This window comes from Kurthia populi (assembly GCF_042686175.1).
GTDB classification, from domain to species: Bacteria; Bacillota; Bacilli; order Bacillales_A; family Planococcaceae; genus Kurthia; species Kurthia populi.
The window spans coordinates 22497-37056 of record NZ_JBHUOR010000132.1; the positions used below are offsets into that span (position 1 = coordinate 22497).

Genomic DNA, 14560 nt, shown 5'->3' on the forward strand with positions numbered 1-14560 from the left:
CAGCAATCCATTTCGTTAGGGTTGCTGCTTTTTGTATGTTTTCATAAAATCATAATTGTATAAATTACAGCATTGTAGACAATCTAAGCTGATCTATACAAGGAATGCCATCCTCATAAATGGGTTCTTCATAATGTGTCGTAAAATAATCTGGAATGATTTCAACGATACGAAAACCTGCTTTTTGGTAAAAGGCTAATTGTGAAATACTCGAATTGCCTGTGCGAACATCCAGCTGTTCATAATGATGCTCTTTTGCAAAATCAATCGCAAACTGTAGCAGTTGCTTGCCATAGCCCATTTGTTCATGGGCTGCGTCCACCGCAATATTTTTAATTTCAAGTATTGTCGGTGTAACTTGTTGTAGCACAATGACGCCGAGCTGATCGAGTACGAAGCATTTACTTGTAGTAATATACTGTTCAATCATTTTTTTATCTGGGTCTGCGCGTAATAAAAGCGCCCATGGATAATTTGTTGTTTGTTTAATCATCGGTAATCCCTCTCGATATTGTGTAATAGTTCATTGCGTAATTTGATAAGCTCTTCAAATTGATAGAAGAACTCGATTTTTTGATGCTTTATTTTTTTGAGATCAGTAGGGCGCTTACTAAAAATGAAATAGCTAAATGATTCTGCGAAGTCCTCATCCACATTGTTCATTGCATAAGGTGTAACAAAATTTTTGGTCGATGCATAGCTACGGTTTTCTACGGAATCGTAAGCGTATGTATAGGATTCCTCGACCATTTCTTTCGTCCAAAATTGCTTATAAAATAATTGCGTGTACGCTTCATCATTCGCGCAGCGCTCTAAAATTTGATAGTTGGTACAATAACTCTTTGCGGTATTATTGTGTTGGCTATCATCAAAGCCAATTAAATGAGCCGATTCGTGGATGATGCCGTAATAGAAAAGTTTTTTATCATAGGTGAAATCTCGGATATCAAATGATAGGCGCCACTGTGTTTGAATAAAATTAAGTGGAGATACATAGCCGTAATACTCACCATGGCCATCAGTGAATATTTCAAATTCTTTCACATCTTCACGAATAGGTTCAGGTATTACTGTTTTGAAGCGCTGCCACAATTTTTCATGCGTGCCTACTTTTTTTGTGAGTTTCGGATGCTGTTTTGAACCGAGCCCATTTTCAGGATGAATGAGCTGTGTATGATCGTTGACAGTATAGATTTTTAAAGAACTGAAATCCTCTATATCGTAATACGGATATTCTTTCGAGCTAAACATCGTACCACTATGCCGGTCATTTATCTTCTTTAATGCTGCATCACCATGTGCAGGATTCGGTGCAATTTCTGTACGGAGTATAAAGCAAACCAACCCCAATAATAAAATGAAAAAAATAAATCTAAGCAGTTTAATCCCACCAAATCAATGAATTATACAATTATGTAAATATAAATTTATATAAAAAGACCATCTTTTTGTGAGATGGTCTGTGTTTTTTAATAATAGCTATTTAATCTTGTTAAGATGGCATTTCGGAAATGAATCATCGAATCATATTTATAGAAGAATGCAATTTTTTGCTCAGCACGCGTTTTTGCTGTTGTTGGGCGTTCACTGAACACAAAGTACATAAATGATTCTGCAAAGTCTTCCTCAGGAGAAGCAGCTGCATATTGGTCTACAAATGATGAAGGGTATTTTAAATATAATTGATTCGCTTGTTTACCTGTTTTTACCCAATCATTATGAATCGGTCCTTGCCAGAATAATTGATAGAAACGATTTAAATGCGAATCTTTGTTCATACAAACACCATTTGATGTGAAGTTTTTACAATTTGCCCCTGCATTATTTGTTTGCTTTTTATTTAGTGACACAAGATGTGCTGATTCATGGACAAGTGTTGCGAAGAAATTATTCGGTTGATCAAGTGCATCTTTGTAATCGACTGCAAGTGTCCATGTTTTCCATGTGCTATCATTTGGTTGCACAAATGCCTGGTCATTATTATGACCATCTGTGAAAACCGTAAAGTTTGTTACTTGCTGACGTTTACTAGCAGGGACCGTTACAATAAATTTTTCCCATAGACGTTTGTGTAAATTACCATCTTGTGCAATTTTTTTATAGGTCGCTGTATTTCCTGCATGGGGCGCATAAATTTGACCATTTTTTACGCGATATTTAATAATGATTTTCTCAGATTCTGTATCAGCTACATGCGAAGGAACAATGTTTACAAATTGGCCATGACGTTGTTTCAATTGTGCAAGTGCTGCGTCACCTTTTGCTGTGCTTGCTGCTGCATTTGCGTCTAGTGTAGGAAGTGCGAAAAATAGAAGTAGTGCAAAACCATAAAGAATTATTTTTTTCATAAGAATTCAGCTCCTCTGCTCATTAGTATAGCATGTTGCCTCGATATGTTAAGAGACGTTATAGAAAGTAAACATTGCGCAAAAGGGAACCACACCTACAGAATACTAATTCCCTGTGCATTCTATCGTAAACGAAATCAAAAGAAAACAGTAAATTATACGGAATCGGATACGACTTTTTTAGGTAATTGGCGATTATACACGTATAAATAGATAAAATAATAATTGTATAAAAACCTTTTATTTAAAAGTTTATATTAAAAAATCTTTTGATAATAAAAGTGGGCTGTCACTGCTCAGCTGCTTGTTTATTTTTTCGAAATGAAGTGAAAAAGATTCCCCAGAAATGAAAGGTGCGCTTATTAAAAGCTGACCAAGTGGTGAAAAAATAGTGACATTATCTAGTTCATTCATTGTCAGTTGAAGTGACTGTATCGACATGTCACAGTCATGCCAAGTTGCAGACTGTAGGTTAAAACTAATGCCTTGGCATGCGCAATTTATAAATGTTCCCACGTTTAATGACAAGGTATGTAGTTGTGCCGAGCAACGTTTTATGGTGGTGTCATGACTTGTCCAGTAAACAGTTGCTAAATCACTTTGTTGGATATGAAGTGTGCCAGTTGCGACAAATTTTTTCCCAGACCATTCCATAGAGGCCAATGTGATCGTTGTTGTCTGAATATCGACGTCACCATGAAATGCACAATTGTTTAGTTGACCATTACTTTGTAATCGAAATGTTTCGCCCGTTGTGCGGAGTGCGAGTAATTGTAGCCGTGTCGTAGCTTCAATTGATACGTAGTCCGATTTGAGTGTACAAAATGAAAGCTGCGTTTTTGTAATGAGGCCATCTGTTTGTATATGACTAGATAGCAGTAAACTTTGTTGCACGTACACCGAGCCTTGAATCTCACTATCGACGATAATTGTCGCTTCATCACAAAAAAATGTTGGGCTTAATTTACTGGCATCATCAATAAAACCACCAAGTGTTCCTTTCGTAATTTTTTTATTTTGAACGGTGAATGATTCGCTAGCCTCGATTTGTGTAACATTATATGTCATGCCATTAATGTCTAGTTGTTTATGGGTTGTTGTTTTATGCCACATCGTATTCCTCCTTTTTCGCTCATAGCTAGTATACCAGGGTTGGTGATAGGTTCCATGAATGAAACTAAAAAGACGATGCCTGCGCATCATCTTTTTTAATCTTTAATTTTCACGTCGCCACTGCTTGCTTCCATCGTCAGTGTATTTGAGGAAGTAGTCGCTGTTGTGCCAGCGACTTCATTATCTTTTTCTGTTGTTAACGTATAGCTAGATGGCACGCGAATATCACCACTTGATGTGCGGATTGTAAATGAAAATTGATTGTCATTTTTGTTAGTGAGTATTTGGTCGCCGCTTGAAGAATAAATAGAAAGAGAAGTATCCTCATTGAAAATCGGCGTGATATGAATATCGCCACTTGTAGTTGTCACCGTACTTTTTCCGCGTCCAAGTGTGATAGCATCGATTGACACATCGCCGCTTGTGCTTTCAGCAAGTAAGGTGTCAGTCGTTAATGTCTTAACCAAAATATCGCCGCTTGAAGAACGGATGGAAACTTCTTTTGCGTCACTACCTAGTTGACCAAGCTCCATGTCGCCACTAGTAGTTCTCAAGTCATAGGTTTCTGCTTTTAAATCATCTGCTTTAATATCGCCACTTGATGCTTCAATTTGCACGGATGTTACAGCAATATCTTTCAGTTTAATATCCCCACTTAATGCATGAATTTTTAGTTTGTCGTATTGTGTAGCTGGTAAGCTAATATGCACTTCAGGTTTGCTCCCAAAGGACAGCCATGATAGAAAACCCTTTGTATTTTGTTGGATGGCTAACTGGCCATTCGATTTTTCACGAATATCAAATTTTGAGGTTCTTGTCTCCGTGGTTTTTACTTCGATGGAATCTGAAGAAATTTGCTCGACAAAAATATCTGCACTCGATACATTTAGTTGAATCGTGTGAAGCACTGCATCTGCAAATACGACAGATTGGCCTTTATTAAAAAAAGAAAAAGCATAAATACCAATCATTACGAGTAAAATAATGGCCCCCATACTAAGACCCAATGTTTTTCGCAAAGTCATCACATCCTTATCATTTCTTTCAGTGTATGTAAAAATAAAGAATATTGCAAATTCACAAAAAACGAGCACTTGGACAAAATACGTCATTTCCCTTTTAACCGTTCGCAACGAAAAACTGGAACCGCGCCACAGCGTGATTTCAGTTTTTCTTATGCTCATAGGAGCGGTTGTTTTTACACATATGTCCTAGCCTCCTATTTACTATTTTGGTACAATCCAGTCGATATATTTTGCAGAGATATACGTTGGACCCTCTTTATCGTTGATTTTTAATTGTTGTTTTGATATTTCTTCCTATTTATATAGACCGGCAAATCAATAAAATCATTTCACGCATAAATTGTTTGTAAAGCGGGTAATTTAAAATTGTACACGAATTTGCATGGTTCTGATAGTATGCAAATTCGACATGAAAGGGGAATAAACATGAATTTTTCAAAAGAAGAAGGACGATTTTTCGTAGAGGATCAAGGTGAAACCTTAGCTGAGATTACATTTACACAACCAAATGATGAATTTTTTATTATTGATCATACATTTGTAGATGATAAGTTACGTGGTCAGGGTGTGGCGAATCAATTAGTAAAAGCTGTGGTGGATAAGGCACGAGAAGATCATAAAACAATTATTCCACTATGCCCATTTGCGAAAGGACAATTTGAGCGTAATCCAGAATATGCGGACGTTTGGCGCAAATAAATGATATGCTAGAAAAGGAAATTAAGATTGTTTCTTTTGGCGAAAATAAGATTCAATCTATTAGAGGGGAAAAATGATGAATGAACAACAATTATTGGATAAAGGATATCGTAAATATTCAGGCGAGAATATTGATGTATTTTTTAACGCATCGATTTGTGAGCATTCTGCAAACTGTGTAAAAGGCAATGGAGATGTCTTTAATACAAAAAGAAAACCGTGGATTTTAGCAGATAATGCGAGTGCTGATGAAGTGGCACGCGTTATTGACACATGCCCATCTGGTGCACTGCATTATATTCGTAAGGGGGATGCGTAAGTGGTAGCATTTAATGAACAAGGCCGCTTTTATGTAGGAGAAGAAAATAATAAGTTAGCTGAGATTGATTTTACACGACCTGCAGGAAAAGACTATTATGTTATTCTTCATACAGGTGTTCGAAAAGAACTTTCAGGACAAGGTGTTGCCCAGCAATTAGTTGATAAAGTAGTCGATAAAGCACGTCATGATGGATTGAAAATTGTTCCTGTTTGTCCATATGCTAAAAAACGCTTTATGGAAAATGAGCAATATGCAGATGTGTGGTATAAAAAATCATAGTGGAAAATAGGAATCCTAACGGGTTCCTATTTTTTTTTAGGAGGAATCTGTGTGGATTATATTTTGTTATTGCGGGGTGTTAATGTAGGGGGAAACAGAAAAATTAGTATGACGGAATTAAAGGAGCAGCTTATTATACAAGGCTTTGAAAATGTTTCAAGCTATATTAACAGTGGCAATCTTTTAATATCATCAGCACTTGAAAAGCAGGCTTGTATCGATGCGCTACAGTCATTTTTTAAGTCGCATTTTTTTGAACTCGATTTTGTGCTACTTGATACAGTGCAGTATAAAAAAATGCTCGAATTGGCCCCTTCCTGGTGGGGTGAAAATGAAGAATGGCGCCATAATCTTGCTTTTGTACTAGCACCTTATACAGCTGAGGATTTACGTGCTTTAAGCGCGCAGATTAATTCAGAATATGAGCACTGCAAAGTTTGTGGTAATGCCATTTTTTGGAGTAGTTCCTTTACAACTCATTATAGTAAAACGATGTGGTCTAAACTAATGAAGCAGGCTATTTATCGCCATTTGACTGTGAGAAATCGTAATACGGCATTGAAGTTGCGGGAATTGATGAATGAAAATAATTAAAGTGAGAGTAATGATGATAAAATGCGTTAAAGGTAAAGTCAATTATGTTTTATCTAAATAAATAGATGGCGAACCCATTTTTAACGTATATTCAAATATAAACGGAAAGAAAAAAAGACGCAGCAAAATTGGTTGCGTTTTTTACTTTACGAGAGGTGTTTTAATTATGATAAAACACTAATATTAGTATCTGGTAATAATGGTATACTATAAAAGACGATTCAAAGGGGGAAAAGAATGAAAAAACGAATGAAGGTGATTTTGTGTATTCTCATATTGATTCCGCTATTCGCGTGGAACTGGCATACGCAAAAGGTTTTACCACAAGGGATGTCCGTTGATGGTAAGTTTCACCAGGTTGACAATGTAGAATTTTTAACAGATATTACGTATGAAAAAAATGATAAAGCTGTAATGGAACAACAACTTTTTGAACGTACGCTTCAAATAATTGATGAGGCAAAAGAAGTTCTAGTGATTGATTTATTTTTATATAATGATGATTATAATCATCAAAAAGCGACGTATGATAATCGTGCAGAGCAACTAACAAAAGCGCTTATCGAAAAACGTAAAGAGCAACCGGACATGCCGATACAGGTTATTACAGACAATGTAAATTCTGGCTATGGCTCGATTTATCCACAATTCTTTAAAGATTTAGCGGCGCAAAATATTGAGGTATTAACAACAAATTTAACACCGTTACGAGATTCGAATCCGCTTTATTCAAGTGTGTGGCGCTCTTATCTACAATGGTGGCCAGTATCAACAAATGGATTTTTACCAAATTTATTTAACCCAGATGGTGATAAAATGTCTGTTGGTGCCTATTTAGATTTAGTGAACTTTAAAGCGAACCACCGGAAAATTGTCTTAAATGAACAAGAAGCAATGGTCATATCGGCGAATGTTTCGCATGATGGCAGTAGCCTTCACTCCAATATTGGCTTTGTTGTAAAGGGCGCTATTGTGAAAGATATTTATGAATCAGAAAATGCAATCTTGCATATGTCAGATAAAAAGCTTCCAAAAAATATTTCATTTGTAGCAGATGAGCCAGCAGGAGATATTAACGTGAAGCTAGTTACAGAAGGAAAAATCCAACAAGCTTTAACCAAAACAATTAAGCAGGCAAAAGCAGGAGATACATTGAAAATTGGTGTTTTCTACATTGCAGAACGTGAGATTATTCATGCATTAAAAGATGCTGCCAAGCGCGGTGTCAATATCCAAATGATTTTAGATGCGAACCGTGATGCATTTGGTATTAAGAAAAATGGTGTACCAAATCGGCCTGTAGCACATGAGCTAATGAAAGAAGATAATATTACAGTGCGTTGGTATGATACGCATGGTGAGCAATATCATAGTAAGTTTTTAATGCTTAATCAAGCAGATACATTTACAGCAATTGGTGGCTCGGCCAACTTTACACGTCGTAATATCGATGACTATAATTTAGAAACCGATTTATATATGACGATGCCAAAAGAAAAAGAGACAGCGCGTGATATGAATGCTTATTTTGAGCGTTTGTGGACAAATCAAGACGGCATATATACTGTTGATTACGAGGAATTTGCGGACGGCTCTTTATGGAAAACCGCAATGTATCGTATTCAAGAATTTACGGGGTTATCGACATTCTAATCAAAAAAAAGAGGCTTGGGGAAATCCCCAAAGCCTCTTTTTTTGATTAGTGATCTACTGAATCACTTACGTTTAAGCCAGTTGTTGCATTGACTTTAACTTCAGCGTATTTACGAGCATTTACTTTTTCACCAATCATTGAACCAATCCAACCTGCTAGGAAGCCAAGTGGCACCGAGATGATTGCTGGGTTCGTTAGTGGGAATAGTGGGTCGCCGACGAAGATGGCTTTACCAGCTTCAGGTGCCCATACGTTCGGGCTCATTGCTACTAATACAAGCGCAGAGATTAAACCGAATAACATTGCTGACATCGCACCAGTTGTATTGAACTTTTTGTAGTAGATTGTGTAGATAATTACTGGTAAGTTCGCAGATGCTGCGATACAGAATGCAAGTGATACTAAGAATGCTACGTTTAATGTTTGAGAGAATAAAGCTAAGATGATTGAGAATATTGATACACCAACTGATGCCCAGCGAGCTGCAACCATTTGTTGTTTCTCCGTAATATTACCTTTTTTAATAACTTGGCCGTAAATATCATGTGCGAATGCAGAAGCACCTGATAATACGAGACCTGCTACTACCGCTAAGATTGTAGCGAAGGCTACTGCTGAGATGAATGACATTAAGATGTCGCCACCTAAAGCTTGTGCTAATAACGGCGCAGCCATGTTCCCTGCAGGGTTTGCAGCTAAGATTTTTTCAGAGCCAACGAATGCCGCAGCACCGAAGCCTAAGAAGATTGTTAGGATGTAGAATAAACCTACAATCCAAGTTGCCCAGTTGATTGAAGAACGAGCTGTTTTTGCATCTTTTACAGTGAAGAAACGCATTAAGATATGTGGTAAACCAGCTGTACCAAGTACTAATGCAATCATCATTGACATTGTATCAATACCATTTGTATACTTCAGGCCAGCTTGTAAGTAGGCACCACCATTACCATTTGTTTCAGAAACCGTTGCAAACATTTCTAAAATGTTGAAGTTGAATTTTGCTAAAACTAACACGGAGATAATAACTGTACCAATCATTAATAATACGGCTTTGATGATTTGAACCCAACTTGTTGCGCCCATACCGCCCCATAATACGTAGATTGTCATCATAATACCTACTAAAATAACTGCATATTTGTAGTCGATTCCTAATAATAATTGGATTAATGCACCGGCACCTACAAGCTGTGCAATCATGTAAAATAATACGATTACGATTGAGCTAACAGCTGCTGTTGCGCGGATTTTCTTTTGATTAAAACGTGCAGTAATCATATCTGCTAATGTGAATTTACCAAGGTTACGTAATGGCTCAGCCACGATGTAAAGTACTACTAAGTATGCTACTAAGTATCCTAAGCTATAGAAGAAACCATCGAAACCGAATAAGGCGATAGCACCCGCGATTCCTAAGAATGAAGCGGCCGATAGGTAGTCACCTGCGATAGCGATACCATTTTGCCAGCCAGTTAAGCCGCCGCCTGCTGTATAGAAGTCAGCTGCTGAATTGTTTTTCTTTGAAGCTAAGTATGTCACAAAAAGTGTTAAACCTACGATTGCGACGAAGAAAGAAATCCCGATAATACTCATTTATATCCACCAGCCTTTGCCTTATCATTGATAGCCTCTGCATCTTTATCAAATGAAGCGGCTTTTTTTACATAGATAATAGTGAATGTCCATACCATGATGAAGATAGCTAGTGAATAAATCCAAATCCATGTAACCTCTCCAATTGCTTTTCCGTCTAATACGCCAGTGAATGATGATAATAATGGCAGTGTAAAATAAATAACGAAGAATAAAATACTCATCGGTACGATGAAGCCAAGCTTACGTTTTGAAAGCGTTTTAAATTCTGAGCTTTCAGAAATATTAACATACTCTTGTTCCGTGAAACTTGTTTGCCCCGTTGCCGCCTGTTTGTTTTCTTGTTCTTCTTTTAGAAGTTGACGGTCTAAATTTTGTTCCATAAGGTTGCCCCCCTTTTTTGTGTGTGGTTGTGAAGGATTTGTGACGTCCTCTTGATGTAATAATATTTGAAAGTATACCAAAAAGCAACATTTTTTATCGAAAAAAATAAAATTTTCTACTTTATGATAATTAAAATCTACAAAAAACGTATTTTTTCAACTATAAAAAGCACTGTCATTATAGTGTTTTGATGCAAAAATATTATCATTTTCTGTAAAAGTAAATTGCTGAAAAAGTAAAAAAATTAAAGTCATAATGTAAAAAAAGACATGTATCTTATCAAAAAATAATAGTCAATAGATATAGTTTTATTTGATAAAACAATAAAAAAGTAGCTTTAAAAAAAGAGGATGTTAGTGAATTGAGCACGGAATATGAGATTATACTGATGGAGTATGAAAAATGAATGTATGATACAATTTTAATAAATAGGGGATTATGGAAGAATTTCGCTGTTTTTTATTAAATAATTTTTTAAGAAAAGGTAAAATGCTTCTTAAAATCATATTTTTAACAAATTAAAAAAATGAATGATTTTTCAGCATGAAATAATCACAGATTGGAGAAGTTAAAATGGATATTGCAGTAGTAGGCTCAAACATGGTGGATTTAATCACGTATTTAGAACGTATGCCTGAAGAGGGCGAAACATTAGAAGCGCCTGAATTTGAAATGGGCTGTGGTGGTAAGGGTGCGAATCAAGCAGTCGCAGCAGCTCGCTTAGGTTCAGATGTTTTAATGGTTACAAAAGTAGGAAATGATTTATTCGGTCAAAATACCATTGAAAATTTCAAGAAAAACGGTATTCGCACAGAAGCCGTTGAGGTTGGCACAAAAACGAGTGGTGTTGCACCTATTTTTGTTGATCCACATGCGAAAAATCGTATTTTAATCATTCAAGGTGCCAATAGTGAGTTAACACCGAATGTAGTAGAAGGCTATAAGGAAAAATTAAAAGAAGCGAAGTTAATCATTTTACAATTAGAAATTCCGCTTGAAACGATTTATAAAACGATCGATATCGCGAATGCATTCGATATTCCGGTTCTGTTAAACCCAGCACCAGCGAATCCAGCGCTTGATATTAATTATGTAACGAAGTGCACGTATTTTGCGCCAAATGAATCAGAGCTAGGTATTTTAACGAATATGCCGGTTGTGACACTTGAGGAAATTAAAGAAGCAGCACAAACGTTAATCGATCAAGGCGTTCAAAATCTAATCGTTACATTAGGAGACAAAGGGGTGCTATGGATGACAGCGACACAGAGCCACGTAATTGAGGGCGAAAAAATCCAAGCCGTCGATACAACAGGTGCCGGGGATTCATTTATTGGTTGCTTTGCGCATTATATTACAAAAGGCACATCAATAGAAGAAGCACTGAAAAAGGCAAACTTCTATGCGGCACAGGCCGTACAAAAACGTGGGACACAATTATCATACCCAACAAAAGAAGCGTTTCTACATTATTAAGCACAAAAAAGAGGATGCCCCTATTAGCATCCTCTTTTTATGCTGTACGATTTTTCATCGTTCCCCAAATGATGCTCGTCATAAAAAAGAGTAACGAAATGACGGTAATCACAATCATAATCGAAATATAAAAAGCATTAAAATGCGCAACGTAGATCAAAACATGATTAGATAGCGATAGATGAAAAAATTGCGACACGATATTTAATAGTAGTAATAAAACGGTAATGGCAACAATGCCACTTGTTGCACTCTCTAAATCCGGTTTGCTTAACCGAATATGAACGGCAATCGAGCAAGCTAATACGATGAAAACGTAGAATTGCCAGCTTAACGCATTGTGGACATTAAAAAGCGCAACAAGGAATGTCCAACTTAGTTGCAAAATTTGCTCAAATGTATGAAGGCTCCAGGTTGTTGAAATCATACCAATATGAGTAGAGATTGCATGATAGGCGTCAGGTAGTAAAAAATAAAGCAGTAGAAAAATGGCGACAGGTCCTGAAAATAGGGGACCAACGCCAACGAAAAATTTTCCGATGCGCTGATACATGCTTCCTGGATTATACGAAAAATTAACGTAGCCAAGTGTGCCACTATTATTCGGTTTTTGATACCAAATGACTTCCTCTACTTGATAGCGGAAAATTTTACACATAATAAAATGCCCAAATTCATGGACAGGTGTACCGATAAAAGACATAAAGTTAAAAAGCTTACTACCATATGTATAATGAGCTAATGATTGTTCACCGAGCCATTTTAATAAAAAGCCGAAGAAAAATATAACTCCTAGTAGTTGAAATAATTGCGAGGCAGTAATTGTAATAATACTGATAATCCCTTCCATGCGGCACCCCTTCTAGCTGTCCAATATAGTTCTATTTTACGCTGAATTTAGGTTGTTGTTAAGTTTTAATGACTACATTCGGCGTAAAAAAAGACGGGCATTCAACTATTTGGCGAAGGTGACTCGTGTTCGTCAAAATATTTAATAAGATGCATAACATCCGTTTCCTCTATAAACCCCATTTTTTCATAGAGCTTTTGGGCATTGTCATTTTCTGTACCGGTCTCTAGGGCGACAAAGCGTGCATTATGCGCCTTCGCATACGTATAGCAGGCTTCAATTAATTGTGTAGCAGCACCATATTTTCGAGCTTCTTTCGCTACATATAAATCATTTAAAATATAAGCGCGTTTTAGGCTGATGGTCGAAAAAATCGGATAGAGCTGCACAAACCCAACCGCTTCCTCACCGAGCCAGGCTAAAAAGACAATCGACTCATCTTGCTTTAAGCGCTCCTTCACGAACCAGCGGGCAAGTGGTAAATCAGTTGGCTGTTGAAAGGTTACGCGGTACTCATTTAATAAGCGAGCTGCTTGTTCGACCGATTCAGTTGTTAATTGACTAATTTTCAAAAAATTCACTCCTTTTTCGCATTATAGCGTAATTTTTGAAACGTTTCAAAAGCTCATCCGTATAATAAGAAACAGCGATTATGTAGGAGGAAAAAATAATGATTTTTAGCAAGGCATTAGCGAGTTTTGGGGTAGGTGCTGCGACAGTTGATACTGTATTAGACCATGACACGTATACAGCGGGTGATTTAGTACAGGGTGACATTCATATTAAAGGTGGCAATGTAGAACAACGTATTGATGCCATTTATTTATCCCTTCATATTAATTTTACGAATAAATCAGGTGATAAAGAATATGAGGATACCGCAACGATATTTCAGAAGAAAATAACGGAGCCTTTCAGTATTCAAGCAGGCGAGGAAAAATCATTACCATTTTCATTTAATTTACCATATGATGCCCCCGCAACAGTTGGCCGTACACGTGCTTGGTTAAATACGGGATTAGATATTAAGCACGCCGTTGATCCAAGTGATAAGGATGCAGTGGCGATTCGTCCAACACGTCTAGCGGGTGCGGTCATTGATGCAGTGAAAAATTTAGGATTCCGCCTACGTGAGGTAGAATGTGAAAAGGCTGGATTACGTATGAATACACGTCATTCTTTCGTGCAGGAATATGAATTTGTGCCAACAACTGGGCCCTTCCGCGGCTATTTAGATGAATTAGAAGTCGTGTTTGTGAATCAAACATCGCATAAAGTGGAAGTATTATTCCAAGTTGACCGCAAGGCACGTGGATTTACGAGCTTTTTATCGGAAGCATTTGATATGGATGAATCGTATGTGGGGCTCACATTTACAGAGCAGGATTTACCTACATTACAAGAGGATTTACGTCGATTAATTCAAGATTATTTATAATAAAAAGAGGCTTTGGCATAGGAACTGACCCACGAAAGTGAGACAAAGAAAAAGACACATTCTTTCAGCTGAATTTGACGGACGCTTTCCTGGGGCATGGCGGAAGCCTCCTCGCTCGCAAGCTCATTGCGGGGTCTTCCATTCATGCTAGGGGCTCCCCTAGGAGTCGCCGTCAAATTCTTGTTTCGCCACCTTTTTCCGGTACTGAACTGGAGAAAGGTGGTTTAACTTTGCCAAAATTCGCGTATGATTATCGTAGTTGATGTATGCTTGAACGGTTTGAACGACAAGGTCATTTGTTGTTCTCAAAAGCCTTTCAAGATAAAACGTTTCGCATTTTAAACTGGCGTGGAAAGTTTCAATGATGGTGTTATCAGCGGGCGTGCCTTTACGGAACATGCTCATGATAACGCCGTTTTCTTTGACCGTTTGCTGGTATTCATGCGAAGTATATACCGATTCTTGATCACTAGGAAGTACACAACCTGGTGGTAGATCTTGTAGCTGGTTTAACGTATCCAATGTGGACGTGGTGTCTCGTTTATCATGAATTGTATACGCAATAATTTCTCGATTAAATACATCCATAATAATTGAAAGATAGAATAGTTTATCCCTAAAAGGTAAGTAGGTCACATCGGTTACGAGCTTTTGAAGTGGGCGCTTCGCTGTGAAATCTCTGTTCAATAAGTTTTTTGCCCATCAAAAAACACCTCCAAAGATTGTATACCCTTGAAAGTGTCTTTTTCTTTTTATGTTATCTCAGATTTTTAGGTCAGTTCGAG

17 protein-coding genes are annotated in these 14560 nt (G+C 37.1%); 7 read left to right on the forward strand and 10 right to left on the reverse strand.

What is annotated here, in order from left to right:
* Nucleotides 1-64: 64 nt before the first annotated feature.
* The 5 genes from ACFSY7_RS16055 to ACFSY7_RS16075 all read right to left on the reverse strand — a co-directional run bounded on the left by ACFSY7_RS16055 (nucleotide 65) and on the right by ACFSY7_RS16075 (nucleotide 4480).
* Nucleotides 65-493 carry a GNAT family N-acetyltransferase gene (locus ACFSY7_RS16055; protein WP_380148664.1) on the reverse strand — a complete coding sequence of 143 codons (429 nt, stop codon included), beginning with the start codon at nucleotides 491-493 and terminating at the stop codon, nucleotides 65-67.
* On the reverse strand, nucleotides 490-1350 hold the full coding sequence (locus ACFSY7_RS16060; protein ID WP_380148666.1) for a hypothetical protein: 861 nt from the start codon (nucleotides 1348-1350) through the stop codon (nucleotides 490-492). The genes ACFSY7_RS16055 and ACFSY7_RS16060 overlap by 4 nt, the downstream gene beginning before the upstream one ends.
* A 119-nt stretch (nucleotides 1351-1469) precedes the next feature.
* On the reverse strand, nucleotides 1470-2348 hold the full coding sequence (locus ACFSY7_RS16065) for a hypothetical protein (protein WP_126989704.1): 879 nt from the start codon (nucleotides 2346-2348) through the stop codon (nucleotides 1470-1472).
* 252 nt (nucleotides 2349-2600) lie between these two features.
* A complete protein-coding gene (locus ACFSY7_RS16070) occupies nucleotides 2601-3461 on the reverse strand; it encodes a hypothetical protein (RefSeq protein WP_380148669.1) in 861 nt (286 codons plus the stop codon).
* 95 nt (nucleotides 3462-3556) lie between these two features.
* On the reverse strand, nucleotides 3557-4480 hold the full coding sequence (locus tag ACFSY7_RS16075) for a DUF4097 family beta strand repeat-containing protein (RefSeq protein WP_380148671.1): 924 nt from the start codon (nucleotides 4478-4480) through the stop codon (nucleotides 3557-3559).
* 432 nt (nucleotides 4481-4912) lie between these two features.
* Between ACFSY7_RS16075 and ACFSY7_RS16080 the strand changes: the two genes are divergently transcribed.
* The 5 genes from ACFSY7_RS16080 (at nucleotide 4913) to ACFSY7_RS16100 (ending at nucleotide 8033) form a co-directional block, all read left to right on the forward strand.
* The gene (locus tag ACFSY7_RS16080) at nucleotides 4913-5185 is read left to right on the forward strand and encodes a GNAT family N-acetyltransferase (RefSeq protein ID WP_139993191.1); all 273 of its coding nucleotides are present in this window, start codon (nucleotides 4913-4915) and stop codon (nucleotides 5183-5185) included.
* Nucleotides 5186-5261: 76 nt separating this feature from the next.
* Nucleotides 5262-5504 carry a (4Fe-4S)-binding protein gene (locus ACFSY7_RS16085; protein WP_126989707.1) on the forward strand — a complete coding sequence of 81 codons (243 nt, stop codon included), beginning with the start codon at nucleotides 5262-5264 and terminating at the stop codon, nucleotides 5502-5504.
* Nucleotides 5505-5786, forward strand: coding sequence for a GNAT family N-acetyltransferase (locus ACFSY7_RS16090; RefSeq protein ID WP_139993195.1), 282 nt, complete (start codon nucleotides 5505-5507; stop codon nucleotides 5784-5786). It abuts the gene before it with no gap.
* Nucleotides 5787-5837: 51 nt separating this feature from the next.
* Nucleotides 5838-6380, forward strand: a complete 543-nt coding sequence (locus ACFSY7_RS16095) for a DUF1697 domain-containing protein (protein ID WP_380148674.1) — start codon at nucleotides 5838-5840, stop codon at nucleotides 6378-6380.
* Nucleotides 6381-6617: 237 nt separating this feature from the next.
* Nucleotides 6618-8033, forward strand: a complete 1416-nt coding sequence (locus ACFSY7_RS16100; protein ID WP_380148676.1) for a phospholipase D-like domain-containing protein — start codon at nucleotides 6618-6620, stop codon at nucleotides 8031-8033.
* Nucleotides 8034-8079: 46 nt separating this feature from the next.
* Here the strand turns inward: ACFSY7_RS16100 and ACFSY7_RS16105 are convergent, their stop codons facing one another.
* Nucleotides 8080-9627, reverse strand: a complete 1548-nt coding sequence (locus ACFSY7_RS16105) for a solute symporter family protein (protein ID WP_380148678.1) — start codon at nucleotides 9625-9627, stop codon at nucleotides 8080-8082.
* Entirely contained in the window at nucleotides 9624-10010 is a 387-nt protein-coding gene (locus tag ACFSY7_RS16110; RefSeq protein ID WP_126989712.1) for a DUF485 domain-containing protein, read from the reverse strand. Before ACFSY7_RS16110 ends, ACFSY7_RS16105 begins: the two co-directional genes overlap by 4 nt.
* A gap of 574 nt (nucleotides 10011-10584) precedes the next feature.
* On the opposite strand from ACFSY7_RS16110, the gene rbsK reads away from it, so the two are divergent.
* Entirely contained in the window at nucleotides 10585-11487 is a 903-nt protein-coding gene (gene rbsK, locus ACFSY7_RS16115) for a ribokinase (protein WP_380148680.1), read from the forward strand.
* A gap of 37 nt (nucleotides 11488-11524) precedes the next feature.
* Here the strand turns inward: rbsK and ACFSY7_RS16120 are convergent, their stop codons facing one another.
* Together ACFSY7_RS16120 and ACFSY7_RS16125 are read right to left on the reverse strand one after the other, a co-directional pair.
* Nucleotides 11525-12337 (reverse strand): hypothetical protein, encoded by an 813-nt coding sequence (locus ACFSY7_RS16120; protein ID WP_380148682.1) that lies wholly within the window; start codon nucleotides 12335-12337, stop codon nucleotides 11525-11527.
* Nucleotides 12338-12438: 101 nt separating this feature from the next.
* On the reverse strand, nucleotides 12439-12909 hold the full coding sequence (locus ACFSY7_RS16125) for a GNAT family N-acetyltransferase (protein WP_380148684.1): 471 nt from the start codon (nucleotides 12907-12909) through the stop codon (nucleotides 12439-12441).
* Nucleotides 12910-13007: 98 nt separating this feature from the next.
* Between ACFSY7_RS16125 and ACFSY7_RS16130 the strand changes: the two genes are divergently transcribed.
* On the forward strand, nucleotides 13008-13775 hold the full coding sequence (locus tag ACFSY7_RS16130; RefSeq protein WP_380148686.1) for a sporulation protein: 768 nt from the start codon (nucleotides 13008-13010) through the stop codon (nucleotides 13773-13775).
* 159 nt (nucleotides 13776-13934) lie between these two features.
* Here ACFSY7_RS16130 and ACFSY7_RS16135 read toward each other — a convergent pair whose 3' ends face one another.
* Nucleotides 13935-14462 carry a transposase gene (locus tag ACFSY7_RS16135; protein WP_380148687.1) on the reverse strand — a complete coding sequence of 176 codons (528 nt, stop codon included), beginning with the start codon at nucleotides 14460-14462 and terminating at the stop codon, nucleotides 13935-13937.
* Nucleotides 14463-14560: the final 98 nt, after the last annotated feature.